General features: G+C 71.8%; 15 protein-coding genes. 4 read left to right on the top strand and 11 right to left on the bottom strand.

Going from position 1 to position 21,589, the window contains the following annotated elements; genetic code table 11:
* Positions 1-26 precede the first annotated feature (26 nt).
* The 7 genes from AB4091_RS21560 to AB4091_RS21530 form a co-directional block, all read right to left on the bottom strand.
* Entirely contained in the window at positions 27-1,748 is a 1,722-nt protein-coding gene (locus AB4091_RS21560) for an alpha/beta hydrolase (protein ID WP_442294902.1), read from the bottom strand.
* Positions 1,679-3,511 (bottom strand): alpha/beta hydrolase, encoded by a 1,833-nt coding sequence (locus AB4091_RS21555; protein WP_442294900.1) that lies wholly within the window; start codon positions 3,509-3,511, stop codon positions 1,679-1,681. The genes AB4091_RS21560 and AB4091_RS21555 overlap by 70 nt, the downstream gene beginning before the upstream one ends.
* Positions 3,512-3,534: 23 nt before the next feature.
* Complete coding sequence (locus AB4091_RS21550; protein WP_442294898.1) at positions 3,535-5,091, bottom strand: alpha/beta hydrolase; 1,557 nt, start codon at positions 5,089-5,091, stop codon at positions 3,535-3,537.
* A gap of 168 nt (positions 5,092-5,259) precedes the next feature.
* Positions 5,260-6,420: a DNA polymerase III subunit delta' gene (locus AB4091_RS21545; RefSeq protein WP_442294896.1), complete on the bottom strand. Its 1,161-nt coding sequence runs from the start codon at positions 6,418-6,420 to the stop codon at positions 5,260-5,262.
* The gene (gene tmk / locus AB4091_RS21540) at positions 6,417-7,076 is read right to left on the bottom strand and encodes a dTMP kinase (RefSeq protein ID WP_442294894.1); all 660 of its coding nucleotides are present in this window, start codon (positions 7,074-7,076) and stop codon (positions 6,417-6,419) included. The genes AB4091_RS21545 and tmk overlap by 4 nt, the downstream gene beginning before the upstream one ends.
* 227 nt (positions 7,077-7,303) lie before the next feature.
* Positions 7,304-8,338, bottom strand: a complete 1,035-nt coding sequence (locus tag AB4091_RS21535; RefSeq protein WP_442294892.1) for an aspartate-semialdehyde dehydrogenase — start codon at positions 8,336-8,338, stop codon at positions 7,304-7,306.
* Between the two features lie 154 nt (positions 8,339-8,492).
* Positions 8,493-9,278 carry a MerR family transcriptional regulator gene (locus tag AB4091_RS21530; protein WP_442294890.1) on the bottom strand — a complete coding sequence of 262 codons (786 nt, stop codon included), beginning with the start codon at positions 9,276-9,278 and terminating at the stop codon, positions 8,493-8,495.
* Between the two features lie 198 nt (positions 9,279-9,476).
* On the opposite strand from AB4091_RS21530, the gene AB4091_RS21525 reads away from it, so the two are divergent.
* Positions 9,477-10,445, top strand: a complete 969-nt coding sequence (locus AB4091_RS21525) for a LysR substrate-binding domain-containing protein (RefSeq protein ID WP_442294888.1) — start codon at positions 9,477-9,479, stop codon at positions 10,443-10,445.
* Between the two features lie 41 nt (positions 10,446-10,486).
* On the top strand, positions 10,487-11,257 hold the full coding sequence (gene ddaH / locus AB4091_RS21520) for a dimethylargininase (RefSeq protein WP_442294886.1): 771 nt from the start codon (positions 10,487-10,489) through the stop codon (positions 11,255-11,257).
* Between the two features lie 204 nt (positions 11,258-11,461).
* On the opposite strand, the gene AB4091_RS21515 is transcribed toward ddaH, so the two are convergent.
* Positions 11,462-11,923: a MarR family winged helix-turn-helix transcriptional regulator gene (locus AB4091_RS21515; RefSeq protein ID WP_442294884.1), complete on the bottom strand. Its 462-nt coding sequence runs from the start codon at positions 11,921-11,923 to the stop codon at positions 11,462-11,464.
* 160 nt (positions 11,924-12,083) lie between these two features.
* Here AB4091_RS21515 and AB4091_RS21510 point away from each other — a divergent pair, with 160 nt between their 5' ends.
* On the top strand, positions 12,084-14,174 hold the full coding sequence (locus AB4091_RS21510; RefSeq protein ID WP_442294882.1) for an MMPL family transporter: 2,091 nt from the start codon (positions 12,084-12,086) through the stop codon (positions 14,172-14,174).
* Between the two features lie 451 nt (positions 14,175-14,625).
* Here AB4091_RS21510 and AB4091_RS21505 read toward each other — a convergent pair whose 3' ends face one another.
* The gene (locus AB4091_RS21505; protein WP_442294880.1) at positions 14,626-16,710 is read right to left on the bottom strand and encodes a multicopper oxidase family protein; all 2,085 of its coding nucleotides are present in this window, start codon (positions 16,708-16,710) and stop codon (positions 14,626-14,628) included.
* A gap of 405 nt (positions 16,711-17,115) precedes the next feature.
* A complete protein-coding gene (locus AB4091_RS21500) occupies positions 17,116-18,552 on the bottom strand; it encodes a serine hydrolase domain-containing protein (RefSeq protein ID WP_442294878.1) in 1,437 nt (478 codons plus the stop codon).
* Between the two features lie 168 nt (positions 18,553-18,720).
* On the opposite strand from AB4091_RS21500, the gene AB4091_RS21495 reads away from it, so the two are divergent.
* Positions 18,721-20,943, top strand: a complete 2,223-nt coding sequence (locus AB4091_RS21495) for an NADP-dependent isocitrate dehydrogenase (RefSeq protein ID WP_442294876.1) — start codon at positions 18,721-18,723, stop codon at positions 20,941-20,943.
* 170 nt (positions 20,944-21,113) lie between these two features.
* Here AB4091_RS21495 and AB4091_RS21490 read toward each other — a convergent pair.
* Positions 21,114-21,589, bottom strand: a 476-nt coding sequence (locus AB4091_RS21490) for a FadR/GntR family transcriptional regulator (RefSeq protein WP_442294874.1), incomplete at its 5' end; no start/stop codon positions are given.

The following is a 21,589-nucleotide window of genomic DNA, read 5'->3' as shown; positions in this document are numbered from 1 at the left end:
GTCCGTGCGAGACTTCCGAACCCCGTTCAGGACCCGCAGACGTAGCCGTTCTCTGGCGCCAGGTGCCGTGCCAGGTAGTCGTCGACGACGCGGTCGGCACAGTCGTTGCCCTTGCCGTACGCGCCGTGGCCGTCGGCCTCCACGGTGACGAACCTCGAGCGCACGATCTCGCCGGCGAGGGCCTCGGTGTCCTCGATCGGTGTCGTGAGGTCGCCGTCGTTGCCGATGACGAGCACGGGAGTCGGCACCTCCGCACCGACCAGCAGGGTCTCGCGCATCGTCCCCGTCCAGCCGGTGCAGGGGTCGGGGCGAGCCGGCTGCACCCGCGCCCAGAGGGGGTGGTTGGCGAGGACGTCCGCGCTCGGCACGGCGGAGTCCCAGGGTGAGGTCGGCCAGTCCGAGCACGTGACGAGCAGGTGGGTGCGACCGAACGTCGTCGTCGGGTAGGTGCCGTCCTCCGTCCGCTCGACCATCCCCATGGCGAGCCACGCCAGCATCTCGCCGTCGTGCTGGTTGACGGCGAGATCGAGAGCCTCGACGAGGTCCGACCACGACTCCGGGTCGCGCAGCCCCTCGTCGATGGCCGTGCGCGCCCACCCCTCCGTGAGGGTCGGCAGCGTGTCGATCCCGGTGGGCAGTGGCGTGGCGTCGAGGCGGTCGAGGAAGCCGACGAGCGTCTTCACGACGGCCTCGGTGTCCGAGCCGAGCGGGCAGTCGGCGCCGCACTTCGTGGCGAAGTCGTCGACGACGTCGTCGAAGTCGTCCGCCCAGCTGCGCGCCGCCGCGTCGACCTCCTCGCGGCTCGGCGCCTCCTCGGCGAGCGCGTCGGGCAGGACACCCGAGTCGAGCACCATGTGGCCGACGCGGGAGGTGAAGAAGTCGGCGTAGACGGCGCCGATCATCGTGCCGTAGCTGACGCCGTAGTAGTTGAGCCGCTCGTCGCCGACCGCGGATCGCAGGATGTCGAGGTCGCGGGCCACGGACTCGGTGCCCATGTGGGCGGCCAGCGCACCACCTCGTGCCAGGCAGCGGCGGTTGCGCTCGGCGGGCGCCCTGCGGGCGGCCTCCTTCTCGGCGGCCGTGTCGGGCGTGGGGTCGGCGGCATACATCGCGTCGAGCTCGGCGTCGGTGAGGCAGCCGACGGGGTCGGACTCCCCCATGCCGCGTGGGTCGAAGCCGATGACGTCGTAGCGCTCACGCACGACGTCACCGAACACGTACGGGGCCTCGTCGGCGAAGTCGACGCCCGACCCGCCGGGGCCGCCGGGGTTGATGAACAACGAGCCGATGCGCTGGGCCGGCAGCGATGCCGGCAGGCGACGCAGGGCGATCGTCGTCGTCGCGCCGGCAGGCTTCGTGTAGTCGACGGGCACCCTCACGGTGCCGCAGTCGTAGAGGTCGTCGTCGGGGCACTCGGCCCACGCCACGGTCCGGCCGTAGAAGGCGGAGAGCTCGGCCGGCTCCGGATCGACCGGTCCGGTGAAGGTGATCGGGGTCGTCCTCGGGCCGCGCTCCGTCGGCTGGTCCTCCTCGGGCTGCGCCGGAGCCGCCTGCGGCGTGCGGTCGCCCGTCGTCGAGGTCGACGGGGCCGCCTCACCCGGGCCGTGGGCCGGAGCGACGGCGAACAGGAAGAGGCCCGCCACGACGACGAGAGAGATGAGGGGTGCGAGCAGCCGGCTCAGCAGGTCGTGCCGGACGTCGGCGCCGTTCCCCTGAGCAGGTACCCGTCCACGGCGGAGTCCACGCACGAGTTGCCAGCGTAGTAGGTGCCGTGTCCGTCGTGGTCGGACGTGAGAAGAACGCCGGACGCGAGGTCCTTGGCGAGCTGCTTCGTGCCGCCGATGGGGGTCGCCGGGTCGCGCTCGTTGCCGATCACCAGGATGGGGGCAGCCCCCACGGCCAGGGTCGTCCCCTTCGGGGTGCGGCCGGTGGTGGGCCAGGTGCGGCAGTTGTCGTAGAGCTCGCCGGTCATGCGCGCCCACAGCGGATGGTCCTTCTTGGCCTTCGCCTGGTCGGCGGCCAGCGACGGGTCGGTCGTCGACCGGGGCCAGTCGGCGCAGCGCACCGGGATCATCGCCTGCAGGTAGGTGGTGGGCGCGTAGGCACCGGAGGCGCTGCGCTCGACGACCGACATGCCCTTGGCGAGCAGGATGTCGCCCTTGCCGGTGAAGGCCTGGGCCAGGCCCCGGTTGAGGGTCGGCCACGAGGTGTCGGAGTAGAGGCACATGAAGATCGAGAAGCCCACCCAGCCCTCGCCGATCGTGGTCAGCCCCGGCTTGCTCGTCGACAGGCCGTTCTTCTCCACGGCGTCGAGCAGGTCGACGATCTTCTGGCGCGCACTGGTCTTGTCGCTGCCCAGGGCGCAGTCGGGCCGGGCGACGCACCAGTCGATGAACGCGTCGATCGAGGACTCGAAGCCCTGGATGTCGTAGGTCATCTCCTGCTGCTCGGTCTGGTTCGGCGACATCGCCGAGTCGAGCACCATGCGGCCGACCTTCTTGGGGAAGGCGTCGGCGTACATCGCACCGAGGAAGGTGCCGTAGGAGCCGCCGAAGAAGTTGAGGCGCTCGTCACCGAGCAGGACGCGCATGACGTCCATGTCCTTGGCCACCTCTCCCGTGCTCATGTGCAGGGCGCGGTCGCCGCCGCGGGCAGCGCACCGCTTGGTGATGGCGTCGACGTCGGACAGCAGCTTGGAGCGCTCGGCGACGGAGTCGGGCGTGGGGTCGTCGCTGAAGAGGAGGTCCATGTCGGAGTTGCCGAGGCAGCGCACCGGACTCGAGGCACCGATGCCGCGCGGGTCGAAACCCACGATGTCGTATGCCGCCCGCACCTCGGGAGAGAAGACGAACGAGGCGTACTGGGCGTACTCCACGCCGGAGCCGCCGGGGCCACCCGGGTTGATCACGAGGGACCCGATGCGCTTCGAGGGGTCGGTCGCCGGCGCCTTGCGCAGGGCCAGGGTGAAGCGCGCACCGGACGGGTCGGCGTAGTCGACGGGGACCTGCATGGTGCCGCACTCGTGCTTGGCGTTGTCGGAGCAGGGCGACCACGCCACCTGCTGGGTGTAGTAGTCGCGCAGGGCGGGCGGGTAGTCGGCGTTGACCGGGCCGCTCGGGGTGGTCGTCGGCGTGGTCGTCAAGTTGGGGGTCGGCTGGACCTGGGTCGGCGACGCAGCCGGGGGCGCCGGCTGGGCCACCACCGGAGGGCTGTTGAGGCGCCACACGGCGAGCACGACGGCCGCGACGACGGCGACGATGGCGACTGCGGCGAGCACCGTCCGCAGCGGCGACCGGGCGGGCGGGGTGCCGTTCGAGCCGAAGCCCGCCGACGCGTACGCGCTGCCGTGCCCATGGTCCTGCCCCGCGGGTGGTCCCGCCGGCCCGGCACCCGATGCCGCCGATGCACCCGATGCACCCGGCGCCCGCGATGCTCCCGAGTAGCTCGGCGGGAGGGCGGCATACCCCGTCGGGGCGTCCGGAAGGTCGTCGGGACGCGGGCTGTCACTCATGATCGGTCACCAACATCGGTCGCTCAGCATCGGAGTCCGTCCTTGGGCACGCGCCCCTGGACGTAGTAGGCGTCGATGGCGCTGTCGACGCACGTGTTGCTCCGACCATAAGCCGTGTGCCCATCACCGTCGAAGGACACGAGCACGGCGTTGTCGAGCTGGTCGCGCAGCCGGGCGGACCACTCGTAGATCGTGGCGGGGTCGCGGGTGGTGCCGACGACGACGATGGGGTCGCTGCCGGGCGCCCTGACCTTGTGCGGGCCTCCGGCGGCCTTCGCCTTCCAGACCCCGCAGGGCAGCGCGCCCCAGGCCAGGGTGGCGCCCCACGTCGGCGCCTTCGCGGAGAAGTCCTTCGCATACGTCTCGTACGCCGACAGGTCGGGGCTGTCGGGACGGTCGAGGCAGTTGACGGCGAAGATCGACTCCATCATGTTGCCGTCGTAGCCCCCGCCCGGACGACGGTCGGCGTAGGCGTCGGCGAGCTGCATGAGGCTCTGGCCGCTGCCGGACCTGGCCTGGTTGAGCGCGTCGGTGAGGATCCCCCAGGCCCCCTGGTCGTAGAGGGCCACCGCCACGCCGAGGCGCGCCCAGCCCTCGGTGAGCTGCGGGGCGCTCGGGTCGCCGGTCGGCAGCGGCTGCCGGTCGATCTGCTGGAAGAGCTGGTCGAGACCCTTGCGGGCGCCCTCGACGGTGTCGCCGAGCGGGCAGTCCGACCCGGTGACGCAGTCCTCGAGGTAGGCCTTCGTCGCGATCTCGAACCCACGGGCCTGCCCCTCGCCGAGCTGCGCGCTCGTGAGGTCGGGCGGCACCACGCCGTCGAGGACGACCCGCCCGACGCGCTGCGGGAAGAGATCGGCGTAGGTCGAGCCGAGGAAGGTGCCGTAGGACTTGCCGAGGTAGTTCAGCTGCCGGTCGCCGACAGCCGCCCTGAGGATGTCCATGTCGCGGGCGGCATCGGCGGTCGACAGGTGCTTGACGAGCTCGGGAGCGTCTGCGGCGCAGCCGTCCGCCATCGCCTTGGCCTGGGTGAGCAGCGCCTGCTCCTCGGACGCGTCGTCGGGTGTGGGGTCGGTGGACAGGTAGCGGTCGAGAGCCTTGTCGCCGAGGCAGTCGATCGGGTCGGACCCCGCGACGCCGCGCGGGTCGAAGCCGATGAGGTCGTAGTAGCGGCGCACCTCGGGGCCGCCGATCGTCTGGGCGCCGCCCCGCACGTAGCTGACGCCCGATGCACCCGGGCCGCCCGGGTTGACGAGCAACGACCCGAGCCGCTTGGCCTGGTCGCGCGCCTTGACCCGCACGATCTTGAGACTGAGGTCCTTGGCCGGGTCGGGGGCGGCGTGGTCGAGCGGAACGCGCAGGTTGGCGCACTCGAGACTGCCGCACGCCTGCCAGTCGAGGCGTTGTGAGTAGTAGGGGGCGAGGGCCGGCGTGGGGGCGGCCGTGGCCGCCGGGAGGCCGGACTTCGACGTCGCCGCGACGGGCGGCTCACCGGTCGTGCACGCCGCCGACGCCAGGACGAGCGCCGTGACCGCCGCCATGGCGGACAGGGCACGGGAGATGGCGGCAGGGCGCGTCGTCATGCCCGAAACGGTAACGCGTCAGGCTGGGTCCAGCCGCATCCGCGAAGCCGAGCCAGCGCTTGCGGTGACAGCCTCGATGGCGTATGCCGTCGGGCTGGTTCGCGCGGCCTTCGCGCGGCCTTCGCGCGGACTTCGCACGGCCCGCGCGGGTGCCGCGCGCCGTGCCCGTCAGATGCCGAGGTCGCGGGGCACGCGAAGGTGCAGGGCCATCGCTTCGAGCGCGAGCAGGGGCGGCACGTTGGCGTTGATGCGGTCACGGGCCTCGTTGATGGCGTCCATGGCGGCGAGCAGCTGCTCGGGCCCGAAGACGCCGGCCAGGGCGCGCACCTTGTCGATGGCGTCGGGGTTGACGAGGTCGACGTCGGAGTGGAGCCGGAGCACGAGGGCGTCGCGGTAGACGGACGTCAGGTCGACGAGCGCCCGGTCGACGACGTCACGACCGTAGCGGGTGGCCCGCATCTTCTGCTCGCGCTCGAGCGCCGCGACCTGCGAGCGGATGTGGGGCGGCTGGGTGCGGGCCGTCGGGTCGGCCCCGAGGGTCTCCATCAGCCGGGCGCGCTCGGCGGCGTCACGCTCGGCGCCTGAGGCCGTCGACTCCTCGTCGGCGATCTGGGCGAGGTCGGCGGCCGCGCCGATGGCGTCACCGACGCCCTGGATCTTCGTCGCCATGGCGATGACGTCGCGGCGGCGGATGCGTGCCTGCTCGTCGCGGGCGAGCCGGCGGGCCAGGCCGACGTGCGACTGCGCGGCGCGGGCGGCATACAGGGCCATCGCGGGGTCGATGCCGTCACGCCGCTGGAGCAGGTCGGCCACCGCCTCGACGGGCGGGGTGCGCAGGCGGACGTGGCGCGAGCGCGAGCGGATCGTGACGATGACGTCCTCGAGGCTGGGCGCGCAGAGCATCCAGACGGTGCGGGGGGTCGGCTCCTCGAGCGCCTTGAGGAGGGCGTCGGCGGGGGCGTCGGTGTAGGCGGTGAGGCGGTCGGCGTCCTCGATGATGATGATGCGCCAGCGGCCGACCGAGGGCCGCAGTGCCGCCTCCTGCACGAGCGCGCGTGCCTCGGCGACCTTGATCGACAGGCCCTCGGTCGCGACGACCTTGACGTCGGCGTGGCTGCCGTCGAGGGCGGTGCGGCACTCACGGCACTCGCCGCAGCCGCCCTGGGGGCACTGGAGCGCTGCGGCGAAGGCGCGGGCCGCCGTGGATCGGCCCGACCCCGGTGGGCCCGTGAACACCCAGGCGTGCGTCATCGCCGACTCGTCGCTGACGGCGCGCGACAGGGTCTCGATGGTCGGCTCCTGGCCGACGAGGTCGGCCCAGACGGTCACGAGCGCACCGTGAGGACGCGGTCGACGCCGTCGAGCACAGCGGCCCGGAGGTGCTCGACGGGCTTGCTCGCGTCGAGGACGAGGTAGCGCTCGGGGTCCTGGGCGGCGAGGTCGAGGTAGCCGCGGCGGACAGCGGCGTGGAAGGCGTCGGCCTCGGACTCGAGCCGGTCGTGGACGTCACCGCGCCGCTCGCGCCCCACCTGGGGGGACACGTCGAGGACGATCGTCAGGTCGGGCAGCAGCCCACCGACGGCCCAGTGCTGCAGCGCCGTGATCTCGTCGGCACCGAGCTCGCGCCCGGCCCCCTGGTAGGTGATGGAGCTGTCGACGTAGCGGTCGGTGATGACGACCTTGCCCTCGGCCAGTGCCGGCTTGATCAGCTGGTCGACGTGGTGCGCCTTGTCGGCGGCGAAGAGCAGCGCCTCGGCCCGCGCCGCGACGTGGTCGCCGTGCAGCACCAGCTCGCGGATCTGGGCGCCGAGCGGCGTGCCGCCGGGCTGCCGGGTGACGACGACCTCGCGACCCCGCTGCTCGAGCACCTCAGTGAGCAGCCGCACCTGCGTGGTCTTGCCCGCTCCGTCGCCCCCCTCGAAGCAGACGAAGAGCCCGGGGGCGGTGCCCATTCGGTGGGTCGCGGCCGCGAGGTTCTCCGTCACGGCCCCGAGCCTATGCGACCCCACCGTCACGCGCGCCCGCGCACCACAGCCGCCACCGCAGACTGATCCGCCGACTGATGCGGGCCGCGATCAGTCTGCGGATCAGTCGGCAGCGGTGGTCGCCCTGGCAGCATCAGGTGCAGTCTGATCTGCCGCTTGATGCCCTTCGGCGATCAGTCGGCGGATCAGTCTGCGGGTGTGGTCGTGGGTGCCGGAAGCCGACGACGTCAGCGGCGGGCGACGAGCTCCTCGGCGATCTGCACCGCGTTCAGGGCCGCGCCCTTGCGCAGGTTGTCGCCGACGACGAAGAACACGAGGCCCTTGCCCTCGGGAGCCGCCTGGTCGGCGCGCACGCGACCGACGAACACCTCGTCGCGGCCCGCGGCCTCGAGCGGGTTGGGCACGTCGGTGACGATGACGCCGGGCGCGTTCTTGAGCAGGTCGAGCGCCTCCTCCGGCGAGATGTCCTCGCTGAACTCGGCGTGGATCGCGAGGCTGTGGCCGGTGAAGACGGGCACCCGCACGCAGGTGCCGCTCACGCGCAGATCGGGCAGGTGCAGGATCTTGCGCGACTCGTTGCGCAACTTCTGCTCCTCGTCGGTCTCGAGCGAGCCGTCGTCGACGATCGAGCCCGCGAGGGGAACCACGTTGAAGGCGACGGGCACGGCATACACGGTGGGGTCGGGCACGGCGACCGCGCGCCCGTCGAGGGCGAGCCCGGCTGGGTCACCGGCGGCGTACGTGCCGCGCAGCTGGCCGTCGAGCTCCTGCACGCCCTTGCCGCCCGAGCCGCTCACCGCCTGGTAGCTGCTGACATGCAGCCGCACGAGACCGGCCTTCTCGTGGAGCGGCTTGAGCGCCGGCATGGCGGCCATCGTCGTGCAGTTCGGGTTGGCGACGATGCCCTTGGGGATGTCGTCGAGATCGCCAGGGTTGACCTCGGAGACGACGAGCGGGACCTCGGGGTCCTTGCGCCAGGCGCTGGAGTTGTCGATGACGGTCGCGCCCGCGGCGGCCACCTTGGGGGCGAGCTCCTTGGAGGCGGCGCCGCCGTTGCTGAAGAGGGCGATGTCGATGCCCGAGAAGTCGGCCGTCGCGGAGTCCTCGACGGTGACGTCCTCGCCCTTGAACGGGAGCGTCGTGCCGGCCGAGCGCGCGGACGCGAAGAACCGCACCTGCGTCACCGGGAAGTCGCGCTCCTCCAGAAGGGCGCGCATGACCCCGCCGACCTGACCCGTTGCACCGAAGACACCTACTCGCATGCCCCAAGGTTACGGCGGCGAGCGCCTCCTCCCCCGGCGCGTTCACCTTTCGGTCAGCGCCAGCCGGTCGTCCCGCCCCGCCCGTTCGATGTATCCCGCGATCGCCGGCGATCGCGGGATACATCGAACCGGGGGTCAGCCCGCACGGTCGGGGTCAGGGCTGGGCGTGGCGGTCGGCGTTCGCGTGGATCGCGTCGCGGACGTATGCCGCCAGACCGGGCGCGATGTCCTCGTACGTCTTCGTGAAGCGCGGGTCGGCGACGTACATGTCGGCGAGCGCGCGGTGGAAGGTGTGGTCGAGATCGTAGAAGCGGTCGTGGATGTGCAGGCGGTGCTGCTCGGCCGCGTCCATCGCCGCCTCGCTCGTCGCGGGCTGCCCGGACTGCTGGGCCGTGACGAGGGCCGTGTTGACGGCCTCCATCTCGGCCTTCACCTGCGCCCAGTCGGCCTTGGTGTAGCGCTTGGTGCGGGCAGCCGACTGCTTCCACGCGCCGGTGTCGCCCCAGCGCTCCTGCGCCTCCTGCTGGTACTCGTCGCTGAAGCCGTCGCCGAAGAGCTCCTTCAGGTCCTCGGGCGTGGCGGGTCGGTCACTCATCTCTCTCTCCAGTGCTCGGTCGATGGCCGTGACGAGCTCGCGCAGCTCGTCCAGCCGGGTCATGACCGTCGCGCGTTGACGGCGCAGGTGGTCGGCAGCGTCCTCGCCACCGTCGAGCAGGGTCGCGATCTCCTCGAGCGGCAGCTCGAGTCGTCGGTAGACCACGACCTGCTGCAGGCGGGTGAGGTCTGCGTCGGTGTAGAGCCGGTAGCCCGCTCGTGAGCGTTCGCTCGGGGTGAGCAGGCCGATCTCGTCGTAGTGGTGCAGCGTGCGCACCGTCACGCCGAAGAGGTCGGCGACCTGCCCCACCGTCCAGGTGGCCATCTCCTGCGTCCTTCCGGTCATGACACCGAGCGTGGCCCCTCACGTCGCGTGAGGGTCAAACCCCATTCAAGACGAGACCACCCGAGGACGAGGCCGTATGCCGTGTGGCCCGGCGACGGCATACGGCCCCGGTCCGCGCGTGGTCGAGGAAGGGGCTCGCCGTGACGTGGCTCGCGTTCCCCGCTGCGGTCCCGGGACGGTCGCCCTACTCTCGGAACCGTGGAGCTCGAGGTCCGCCACCTGCGCGTCATCGCGGTGGTCGCGCAGCAGGGCAGCATGCCTGCGGCCGCGGCCGCCCTCGGCGTGTCCGCGGCGACCCTGGGCTCCGAGGTGGGCCGGATCGAGCGCGCGCTCGGTTGCTCCCTGTTCCGCACGAGCGGCGACTCCGTGTCGTGCACGGCCATCGGCGAGCGGGTCGCGGCGCGCGCCCGGACCGTCGTCAACGAGGTGGCCCTGCTGCGCGAGGACGTCCGCAGCCACCAGTCCGGTGAGGGCCCGCTGCGCATCTCCTCCGACTCGCTGCGCTACTTCACCTCCTTCGTCAGCCACGCTTACGCGACCGACATGCGGCGGCCGCTGCTGCCCGTGCCACCGCTCACCGGCACCACGACGACCGAGGCCATCAGCGACGGCCGCCTCGACGTCGCGGTCGTCATCGCGCTGGCGGCCGCGCGGACGCAGGAACGTCCCGAGGTGGGTGGGCGGGTCATCGTCGAGCGCGAGCCGCTGCTCGTCGCGCTGTCGGCAACCCATCCACTCGCCGCCCAGCGCTGCGTCGACATCAGGGACCTCGCCGGCGAGGACTGGATCCTGCCTCCCGTGGAGATCGACCCCGGCTCCGAGGCGACGGCCTCCGTGCTGGGCGCCCTCGGGGTCACGCTGCGGTCGTCCTACGGACCCCACGACCTCGGACCGCTGTGGCCCGCGGTCGTGACCGGGCGCGCGGTGTCGTTCGCGGTGCCGACCGCCGCGGCCCCGCCGGGTGGGGTGCTGCGCCCGCTCTGCGACCAGCCGATCATCGCGCGCCGCGTGCTGCGATGGCGGCTCGGGTCGATCGGCGAGGACGACGTCGAGCGGTGCGTGCGGGCCGCGGGCTCGGCCTACCGCGAGCAGCTGACCCACACCGCGCAGACCCAGGGATGGTGGCCCACGGCCCGCTCCGACGAGAAGCCGACGCTCGCCTCCTGACCGCCCGAGGCAGCGCGCCCGCACACCCATAGGGTGAGCGCGTGCACCGTCGCCTCGCGCTCGTCCGCCGACCCTCCCCCCGACTGGCCGACGGGATCGTGACGCACCTCGAGCGCTCGGCGATGGTCGACGCCGGCCTGGCCGTACGCCAGTGGCAGGAGTACGTCGACGTCCTGCGGCGCCGAGGGTGGGCCGTGGTCGAGGCGCCACCTCTCGACGAGTGTCCCGACGGCGTCTTCATCGAGGACCAGGTCGTCGTCCACGGCGACGTGGCGGTGCTGTGCAGGTCCGGGGCGCCCGAGCGACGGGGCGAGCAGGTCGGGGTGCGCCAGGCCGTCGAGGCGCACGGCTACCGAGCGGTCGAGATCGAGGGGCCGGGCACGCTCGACGGAGGAGACGTGCTCAAGCACGGTCACCGCGTGTGGGTGGGAGTGGGAGGACGCACGAACCTCGCCGGCGTCGAGCAGCTGACCCGGGCGCTCGACGGCCATCGGGTCGACGTCGTGCCGGTGCCCGTCTCGAAGGTGCTGCACCTCAAGTCGGCAGTGACGGCGCTGCCCGACGGCACGGTCATCGGCCACCTTCCCCTCGTCGACGACCCGACCGTGTGGCCCCAGTTCCTCCCCGTGCCGGAGGAAGCCGGCGCGCACGTCGTGCTGCTCGGCGGACAGTCGGTGCTCATGTCGGCGGCAGCTCCACGCACGGCTCAGCTGCTCGCTGCGCGGGGCCTGGACGTGACGATGGTCGACATCTCCGAGTTCGAGAAGCTCGAGGGCTGCGTGACCTGCCTGTCGGTTCGCCTGCGCAGCTGACGGGCTCACGGCATACGCCCTCGGGTCGGGGCTCGGTCGGGGCTCGGTCGGGGCTCGGTCGGGGCTCGGTCGGATTGGTCGGATTGGCCGGGCTGTTCGGGCGCGAGATCGGGCAGCTCGTGTCGCCAGGGCACCGCAGGCGCGCGACGTGGCGCGAGATCTGGCGCGCGACCTGGGGCGCGGCCTGGCGCCTTCCGGGGCGGATCAGGACATGAGGTTGCGCATGGCCGCCGTGGCGCCGAGCAGGTAGCGCTCGACGACCTCGCGCTCGCGGTCGTCGAGGGAGGCGTCGAGCTCGGCGAGCGCCTCGAACATGGGCCGCATGTAGGCGAGCACCTCGGTGCGGCCGGAGTCGGTGATGACGACCTCGGTGCGCCTGCCGTCGTCGGGGTGCGACCGCCGCTCGGCGTGGCCGCGCGAGACGAGCCGGTCGACGACGCCTGACGAGGCGGCCGACGTGACTCCGAGGAGACGCCCGATCTCGACGGGTCCCAAGGGACCGCGCACGAGGTGGCGCAACGAGTGCAGCTCGGTGGTCGAGAGCCCTGCCTTGCGGGCGACAACCGCCGGCACCGCCTCGGATACCTCGACGAGCTCCTGGAGCGCGGTGAGCGTCCCGGTGGTGCGCCACTGCGGCACGCCCGGGACGAGCCCAACGTCGGGCACGTCGGGCACGTCGGGATCGGCACCCCGCCCAAGCGGAACCGCGCGGCCGTCCCCGGCGGGGGGCGCGTCTGTCGCGGCGCTACGTTTCGTGCTAATCTCACTCACCAACTTAGTAATCATCTGAGTAACCCAGTTACTCATCTTATCGCGGAGGTCTGTTGTGCGCGGTCTGACCGACACCATCGTCCGACGGTGGTGGGCCATAACCATCGTCATTCTCGCGCTCGCCGGTGCCATGGGCGTCACGAGCGTCCTCGGCGAGGCGACGCGCACCGCCTCGTCCGTCGACCAGCTGCCCGTCGGCTCCGACAGCGCCAAGGCGGCAGAGCTGCGCGACCGGCTCCCCGAGGCCGAGGGTTCCACAGCCGTCGTGCTGTTCACGCGCGAGGGCGGAACGCTGAACGCGGCAGACCTGGCCGCCGTCCAGTCGCGGGCACGCGAGCTGCCGGGCGGTGGGCGCATCCCGCTGCAGCGCAGCGACGACCGCAGCGCCGCGCTCGCCGTCGTGCCCGTAGCCGCCGAGAGCGCCACGGACATCTCGAAGGCCGTGGCGGACATCCGGGCGACGGCCAGGCAGGGCCTCCCGGACGGCGTCACGGCGCAGGTCACCGGGCCAGCCGCGGTCCAGGCCGACCTCGCCAAGGTCTTCGACGGCGCGAACACGCGCCTGCTCCTCGCCACGGCGTCCGTCGTAGCCCTGCTCCTCGTGATCACCTACCGAAGCCCGGTGCTGTGGCTCGTGCCGCTCGTCGTCGTCGGCGTCGCAGACCGCCTCTCGGCAGTCGCCTCGACGCACGCGCTCTCGGCCTTCGGCCTCGTCTGGGACGAGTCGACGATCGGCATCCTGTCGGTGCTCGTCTTCGGCGCGGGCACCGACTACGCCCTGCTCCTCATCTCCCGCTACCGCGACGAGCTGCGCCGCCACGAGGACCGGCGTGAGGCCATGTCGCTCGCCCTGCGGCGCACGGCCGAGGCCGTGCTCTCGAGCGCGGTCACCGTGGTCGTCGGGCTGCTCACCCTCGCCCTGTCACTCTTCCCCGCCACGCGCGGGCTCGGCGTGGCCTGTGCGGTCGGGGTGATCGTTGCCGCAGCGTTCGTGCTGCTCGTCCTGCCCGCAGCGCTCGTCTGCTTCGGCCGGTGGGTCTTCTGGCCCAAGGTGCCCCACGTCGGCGAGGACGCCCTGGCCGACGGACACTCCCTGTGGCGCCGGGTCGGCGACCGCGTCGCGGCGCGCCCGAAGCGCGTCATCGGCGTCACGCTCGTGCTGCTCGCCGCCATGGGCGCCGGACTGTTCGCCGTCGACACCGGGCTCAAGCAGTCCGACCAGTTCCTCCAGAAGCCCGAGGCCATCGCGGCCGGCGAGCGGCTCGCCCAGTCGTTCCCTGCAGGCAGCGCCGACCCCGCGGTCGTGGTGACGACGGGCGACGGAGAGCGCGTGCGCGCGGCAGCTGCCGGCGTCGAGGGAGTCGCGAGCGCCCGGGTCGTGGACAGCGGCGGCGGGGTCACCGAGGTCGACGCCGTCATCAGCGCCGCGCCCGGCACCGAGGAGGCGACCCGGGCCGTGCGGGCCCTCCGGACTGCCGTCGCCCCGATCACCCAGACCCACGTCGGCGGTACCGAGGCCGTCGCCCTCGACCAGGCCGAGGCATCGTCGCGCGACCGGTTCGTCATCTTCCCCCTCGTGCTCGCCCTCGTGCTCATCGCGCTCGGCCTGCTGCTGCGCTCGGTCTTCGCACCCGTCGTGCTAGTGGCCACGGTCGTCGCGACCTACCTCGCCAGCGTCGGTGCCTCGTGGTGGATCTTCACGAAGGTCTTCGGGTTCTCCGCGCTCGACGACAGTGCGCCGCTCTTCGCCTTCGTCTTCCTCGTGGCCCTCGGCGTCGACTACAACATCTTCCTCGTCACCCGCGCCCGCGAGGAGGCACGCGACCACGGGTCGCGGGCCGGCATGCTGCGCGGACTGGCCGCGACCGGGGGCGTCATCACGAGCGCCGGCATCCTGCTGGCCGCGGTCTTTGCGGTGCTCGGGGTGCTGCCGCTCGTCGTGCTCGCCCAGATCGGCGTCATCATCTGCATCGGCGTCCTGCTCGACACGCTCGTCGTGCGCACCCTGCTCGTGCCGGCGATCGGGCTCGTCCTCGGCGACCGGTTCTGGTGGCCCCGACGGCCACACCCCACGCCGGCAGACCAGCGTCCGCAGGTCGCAGCGGCACACTCCGGCCCGCCGCGCGACCGTGCCTCGGTGGACTGAGCCACGCGTCGAGTCAACCCTGTACAAACTCTTGACAAACGTCTTGACAGGACTTTCAATCACTGTGTCAGGACCCGCACGATCGACCAGCACGACCCTCATCAAGACCCTCGTCAAGACCCCCAAAAAAACCCCTCAAGCGGACACCACACGGAGACCCACTGACCCCCCAGGTGGGCCTCCGGGTCTCGGCCGACTCCCTCCCAATCGGCCGAGGCGGATGGGGCCGCGCGTCGGACTCCCTTCCGGCGCGCGGCCTCTTTCCCCGTCCCTCGACCCCAGCAGCCGCCCAGACGTCTGCAGTCGCCCGCTCCGAAGGCGAGGCCGCGCCGCTGGCGCGCACCCAGACCGCTTCGACGACGAGTTCACCCGCGGGCTCGGCCTGCTGCTCAAGGGCTTTGAGGTGCTCATCGCGCGGACGGCTCGAGGCAGCAGGCCTGGCGCCGCTCGGTCACCCGGGCTGTCCCGGCTGGGCCGGCCCGATGCGGAAGGGCCGCATCATCTCGTTGTCCTCGTGCTCGAGGATGTGACAGTGCCAGACGTACTGGCCGGGCCGCTCGAAGTGGGCCCGCAAGCGCGTCACCTGGCCGGGGTAGGCCGTCACCGTGTCCTTGACACCCGACTCCCAGGCCTCCGGAGGTGTGGCCGCCCCAACGACCTGCATGGGCTGGACGACCTCCCCGCCGGCCAGGAGCAGCGGCTGCCGTTCGACCACCTCGAAGGCCACCTGGTGCAGGTGGATCGGGTGCGCGTCAGCAGTGGTGTTGTGGATCTCCCACACCTCCGTGTCGCCCACTCCCGGGTTCTCGGTCACCGGGTGCATCCACTCCTGCTCCATCGCCATGCCGTCGTGGACCACCCCGAGAGCACCCTCGATCGGGCCTTCGACCTGGGCGCCCGCGGCGTCCGAACCGACGTCGGCGAGCTCGACGAGGGCCACCTTGCGGGCCCGACGCTCGGCCGGCAGCGCAGCCACGGTGGGCAGCTGGAGGAACTCTCCCGGGGTGGAGCGGTCAACACTCCTGGCGGGCCCCACCCGGAACTCCATGACCTGCCCCGTGGTCTGGAGGTCGGCGACGTCGAAGTCCCCCGGCTCGTCGGGCAGGTTCGGCTCGCCGCCACCGAAGGGCTCGTCCGGGCCCACGTTGCGCAGGACGTACCGCCCGGCCGGCACCGCCGTGAAGTCGACGATGACGTCGGCACGTTCGGCCAGGGCCATCAGGAGCCGGTTGGAGTGGTTCGCCGTGAGGTCGACCGGAAGCGCCAGCAGACCGCCCTCGTTGCCGATCATCGTCACCTTGACGCCAGGGATCTTCTGGAAGTCGAGCATCAGGAAACGCGACTGGCAGCCGTTGAGGAACCGGAAGCGGTAGCGGCGCTTCTCGACGTCCAGGTAGGGCCAGGTGCGGCCGTTGACCATGAGCGCGTTGCCGAAGAACTCCGGGTTCCAGAAAGGCGAGAAGGTGCCACGTGGGATGTACTGGCGCACCACGCCGTCGAAGAACTCGCGGGAGTCCGGGTAGAAGAGCGAGCCGTCGGCGTTGAAGGCGCGGTCCTGGATGACGACGGGGATCTCGTAGTACGCCTTGGTCGTCGGGAACCCGTCCCCCCTCTTCGGCGCCGGGCCGGGCAGCACGGCCGCAGCCCCCGTACGCCGGTCGCGCACCGCCGCGTCCCCGTCGGGTCCGCCCCGGATGTTGTAGAACCCCGCGCCACCGGCGTACACGTTGACCCTCGTCATCCCGAGGCTGTGGTCGTGGAACCACTTCGTCGACGCGCGGTCGGGGTTCGGGTACTGGAACACGGCGAACCCGGGTCCCCACGTCGCGCCGTAGCCCGCCTTCGCCTTGCCGGCGAAGAAGTCGTACCACGTGCCCCGGGCGGCATACCCGCTGGGAAGGTTGGTCGCCGCGGGCAGGAACCAGGCCTCCGGGTACCCGTCGCTCTCGTCACCGACCCCGACGGCCCCGTGCAGGTGCACCACCATGGGCACCGGCCCGGTGTAGGGCCCGGGGGTCTTCTTGAACACCGGTCGGGAGTCGCGGCCGGTGGTCCCGCCCGACGGGTTCGCCCAGTGCAGCGTGGGGTCGACCGTGAAGAGGTGCGGGAGGTAGCGACCGCGGCCGTCGACGAGCTCGTTGACCCACTTCACCCGCACCGGCCGGCCGTGCTCGGCCTCGATGGTCGGGCACGGCGCGTGGTGCAGCAGCACGTCCCGCCCGCTGTCGGAACGCAGCGCCCCGTAGCCCCACACCTCGGTGGCCGGAAGGCCCGGGGGCAGGATCTGCTGCCTGAACTGACGCTGCGAGATCTCGTAGTAGTCCACCGGCGGCCCGCCCGCCTGCTTGATCGTCCCGGCCCGCGCCATCACGGGCGGGATGACGAGCGGAGTCACGAACTTCGGGATGGTGGCCGGGTCCAGGGTCCCCCCGGGCACCTGGGCCACGGCCACCCGCTCGCCTCCGGGAAGGTACGCATACAGCGCGAACCCGATCCCCACTCCCCCGACTGCCTTGACGAACGTGCGCCGCGACATGCCTGCCTTTGCCCCGCTGCGATCTCCCACCGCAACCACTCCCCGCAGTCAGCCACCCCGCCCCGGTGTCCCCCGGGGTGAACCAGTGGATGTCTCAAGAGTGGGGTCGAACGGTCCTCGGCGCTGGACTTTCCTGTGCTTCGCCTATGGGTCTTCGGTGTCGAAAACCCTTGCGCCCCAGTGCGTCCGGATTCGTCCGCACGTGACTTCGCTCACCACGTCGGGCGTCCGTCAGAAGTCCCTCACTGCTTCGTCAGTCGCCCGTCATCCGGCTGTCATGAGCCCGTCATCCGCGCCACTCGTCGCGGAGCAGCGCCAACGCGTTGTCGTCGAGCGTGAGCGGACGCAGCTCGAGCCGGCTGGTGCGCCGTGGCCAGGCCGGCGACGACAGCTCGGTTCGGGACACTACTGCCAGCCGGCATCGTCGACGCCGCCGGGCACGTCGCCGGCGGGGTCGTAGGGCGTGCGGGTGAACCGGAACGAGGCGAGGTCGAGGTGCGACGGGCGGCCGTCCTCGGCCCGGACGACGCGCAACGGCTCACCCGTGTAGTAGCCGTCGAGGCCGACCCACTCGTCGGCGCCCGTCGCGGCGAACCTGGAGCCACGCCCCTGCCCCGGGTCGCCGAGGACGAGGTGGTCACCGACCGCCCTCGCGACCGACACGGACGGCCCCCAGTGCCAGGTGCCGACGAGCTCGAGCACACGCGCGTCCCCCGAGGCGTGCCAGGGCTCGGGCGTGAGCGGTTCACGCTCGACGAGGGCTGCGAGCAGGTCGGGTCCGATGGCCCCCATGCCGGCCGTCGAGTTGGCCATGACGACGACCCCGTCACCGGACTCGACGGCGACGCGCAGCCCCGCGAGGAAGCCGGGCATCGAACCGCCGTGGCCGGCATACCTGGTGCCCTCGAGGTTCCAGACCTGCCAACCGAGCCCGTGGGCGACGGTCCACGGCAGACCGGGGTTGTCGCCGACGGTGTGCGGCTCGTACATCTCGTCGAGAGTGTCCTTCGAGAGCACCTCGCCGGTGTCGCCGCCGGCGAAGGCCGCCCAGCGCGAGAGGTCTTGCACGGTCGTCCACAGCTGGCCGGCCGGGGCCATCGCACCGGCGTCGTGCTCGGGCTCGGGCAGCAGCACGTCGGCGAAGGGGTGCACGGCGAGGCCCTGCGCGGCCTTGCCGGTGGGCCGCGTCGTCGTGCGCACCATCCCGAGCGGCTCGAGCAGGTCGCGGCGGACCACCTCGAACCAGTCGGCACCGTGGGTCCGGGCGACCAGCTCACCGAGCGCCGCGAACCCGACATTCGTGTAGTGGAACCGGCGTCCGGCCCGGAACCGTTGGGTCACAGGCGATTCCGCCAGGTCGTCCCAGCCCCCTCCTGGCGTGCGCTCCCACCACGGCCCGTTGGTCTCGGCCTGGATGCCACCACCGTGCGAGAGCAGCTGGGCGATCGTCGCGCCACCGAGCCGCGAGCCGGGCACGTGGTCGTCGAGGTGGTCCATCAGGTCGAGCCGTCCCTCGTCGCGCAGGCGCATCACCGCGACCGCCACGAAGGTCTTGGTGATCGACCCCATGCGGTACTGCGTGTCGGCATCGGCGGCCTCGCCGCCCTCGCGCCCGTCGAGCGTGCCGACCGCGTCGGACCACACGAGGCTGCCGCCGCGCACGAGGCCGGCGGCCACGGAGGGCAGCCGGCTGCCGCGCTGCTCGGTGGCCAGCAGGTGGTGCAGGTGCCGGGTCGTCGACGGGTCGAGGGCCGTCGACGAACCGGGTGCGGAGGGTGCGTCGACGGCGGCACTGACGGCGGCATTGACGGCGGCATCGACGGCACTGTCGGGGCTGTTCACCCGCTCCACCCTAGGCCGGGCGAGCGCTGGCGTGGCGCAGACCACCCCGGCAGGATGGGACGGCAGCCCCACGGCCGCGACCGATCCGTTATCTTGACATCAAGATTTATTTTCAGGATCCGCCTCTCGGATCCGGGCACCGACCGCAACCCGAACGGAGCACCCGCGTTGGACTCGACAATCATCTACACGCACACGGACGAGGCGCCCGCCCTGGCCACGGCCTCGCTGCTGCCCATCGTCTCGGCCTTCGCCAAGCAGGCCGGCGTCGAGGTCGAGACGCGCGACATCTCGCTCTCGGGTCGCATCATCGCCGGCTTCCCCGACGCCCTGAAGCCGGAGCAGCGCGTCGGCGATGCCTTGGCCGAGCTCGGTGAGCTCGCCAAGACGCCCGAGGCCAACATCGTCAAGCTGCCCAACATCTCGGCGTCGATCCCGCAGCTCAAGGCCGCGATCGCCGAGCTGCAGGCCGCGGGCTACGACCTGCCCGACTACCCCGACAACCCGGCCACCGACGACGAGAAGGCGGCGCGGGCTGCATACGACAAGGTCAAGGGTTCTGCCGTGAACCCCGTTCTGCGCGAAGGCAACTCCGACCGTCGTGCACCTGCCTCGGTCAAGAGCTACGCGCGCAAGCACCCGCACTCGATGGGTGCCTGGTCCGCAGACTCGAAGACCAACGTCGCCACGATGGGTGAGCACGACTTCCGCCACAACGAGAAGTCCGTCGTCATCGAGGCGGACGACACCCTACGGGTCGAGCTCGTCGGCGCCGACGGCACGACGACGGTGCTCAAGGAGTCGATCCCGGTCCTCGCCGGTGAGGTCGTCGACGCGACGTTCATGGACGTCGCGAAGCTGCGCGAGTTCCTCACCGAGCAGGTCGCCCGCGCCAAGGCTGAGGGAGTTCTCTTCTCGGTCCACCTCAAGGCCACGATGATGAAGGTCTCCGACCCGATCATCTTCGGCCACGTCGTGCGCGCCTTCTTCCCCGACGTCTTCCAGGCGTATGCCGCCGAGCTCGCGTCCGTCGGCGCCTCCCCCAACGACGGCCTCGGTGCCGTGCTCAAGGCGGTCGAGGGCCTGCCCGCCGACCAGCGCGCCGAGGTCGAGGCCGCCGTCAAGAGCGGCTTCGAGAGCGGCCCGGCCATCGCCATGGTCGACTCCGACAAGGGCATCACCAACCTGCACGTGCCGAGCGACGTCATCGTCGACGCGTCGATGCCGGCGATGATCCGCACGTCCGGGCACATGTGGGACACCGAGGGCAACGAGGCCGACACGCTCGCCGTGCTGCCCGACAGCTCGTACGCCGGCATCTACCAGGTCGTCCTCGACGACTGCCGCGCCAACGGTGCCTACGACCCGGCGACCATGGGCTCGGTGCCCAACGTCGGCCTCATGGCGCAGGCCGCCGAGGAGTACGGCAGCCACGACAAGACCTTCGAGATCCCCGCCGACGGCACCGTCCGCGTCGTCGACGGGTCCGGCACCGCGCTCATCGAGCACGCCGTGTCGGCCGGCGACATCTGGCGCGCCTGCCAGACCAAGGACGTGCCGATCCGCGACTGGGTCAAGCTCGCCGTCACCCGCGCCCGCGCCACCGGCTCGCCCGCCGTCTTCTGGCTCGACGCCGACCGCGCACACGATGCGAACCTCATCGCGAAGGTGGAGGAGTACCTGAAGGAGCACGACACCGACGGGCTCGACATCCAGATCCTCAAGCCGACCGACGCGATCGCCTTCTCGCTGGGCCGCATCCGCAAGGGCGAGGACACCATCTCGGTCACGGGTAACGTGCTGCGCGACTACCTCACCGACCTCTTCCCGATCCTCGAGCTCGGCACCTCGGCCAAGATGCTGTCGGTCGTCCCGCTCATCAACGGTGGGGGCCTCTTCGAGACCGGCGCCGGCGGCTCGGCCCCGAAGCACGTCCAGCAGCTCGTCAAGGAGAACTACCTGCGCTGGGACAGCCTGGGCGAGTTCCTCGCTCTCGCAGTCTCTTTCGAGCACCTTGCCGACGTCACGGACAATGCGCGCGCTCGCGTCCTCGGCGCGGCCCTCGACCGCGCGACCGGCACGCTGCTCGACGAGAACAAGGGCCCGGCCCGCAAGGTCGGCCAGATCGACAACCGCGGCAGCCACGTGTGGCTGGCCCTCTACTGGGCGCAGGAGCTCGCGAAGCAGACCGACGACGCGGCGCTGGCCGAGGCCTTCGCCCCGGTCGCCAAGTCCCTGGCCGACAACATCGACACGATCTCCCAGGAGCTCGTCGACGCGCAGGGCCACCCGGTCGACATCGGCGGCTACTACCGCCCCGACGCCGACAAGGTCGCCACGGTGATGCGCCCGTCGAAGACCTTCAACGAGATCATCGACTCGCTCGCCTGACCCGGCTCACCCGCTCAGCCCGGTGCCCACCCGACCACTGCGGTCGGGTGGGCACCGTGCGTATGCCGTCACGCACCTCCCACGGTCGAGGGGCCACGTTCGGCGCCTCCGCCACCGTCGAGAGGCCACGCTCGGCCCTCCACCACCATCGAGAGGGCACTTTGCGCCGGCTACGCCTCTGGGTCGCGGAGGGCGTCGCTGGCCTCGGCGATGATCGCCTGCATCGCGGCGGCTGCAGCGGCACCCTCGCCGGACTGGACGGCCTCGGCCACGTCGCCGTGCAGGCGCACCGCGACCGGGTTGGGCGTGCTCGGCATCAGGTCGTGGTGCGTGCGGCCGGCGAGCACCTCACCGACGACGTCTCCGAGGGCTGCGAGCATCTCGTTGCCCGAGGCCGCCAGCAGCGTCGCGTGAAACAGCTGGTCGGCCCGCAGGTACGCCTCGAGGTCACCCGACTTGGCGTGCACGGCCATCTGCACCACCGCGCCGACCAGCAGCCCGCACTGCTCCGGGGTCGCGTGCGCGGCCGCGAGCTCGGCCGCGACCGGCTCGATCCCCCGGCGCACCTCACCGAGCGAGAGCAGCTGCTGCTCCCGGCCCGGACCGTCCAGGCGCCACCGGATCACCCGGGGGTCGAACACGTTCC

This window comes from Terrabacter sp. 2RAF25, assembly GCF_052115265.1.
GTDB lineage: Bacteria > Actinomycetota > Actinomycetes > Actinomycetales > Dermatophilaceae > Terrabacter.
Note: the sequence above shows the minus strand (reverse complement) of the source record. Positions and strands in the feature narration are given on the sequence as shown.

What these genes read in the sequence shown, in the direction of transcription:
- AB4091_RS21555 (WP_442294900.1), bottom strand. Translation starts at nt 3,511, where the DNA reads ATGAGTGACAGCCCGCGTCCCGACGACCTTCCGGACGCCCCGACGGGG.
- AB4091_RS21550 (WP_442294898.1), bottom strand. Translation starts at nt 5,091, where the DNA reads ATGACGACGCGCCCTGCCGCCATCTCCCGTGCCCTGTCCGCCATGGCG.
- AB4091_RS21535 (WP_442294892.1), bottom strand. Translation starts at nt 8,338, where the DNA reads ATGCGAGTAGGTGTCTTCGGTGCAACGGGTCAGGTCGGCGGGGTCATG.
- AB4091_RS21530 (WP_442294890.1), bottom strand. Translation starts at nt 9,278, where the DNA reads ATGACCGGAAGGACGCAGGAGATGGCCACCTGGACGGTGGGGCAGGTC.
- AB4091_RS21505 (WP_442294880.1), bottom strand. Translation starts at nt 16,710, where the DNA reads ATGTCGCGGCGCACGTTCGTCAAGGCAGTCGGGGGAGTGGGGATCGGG.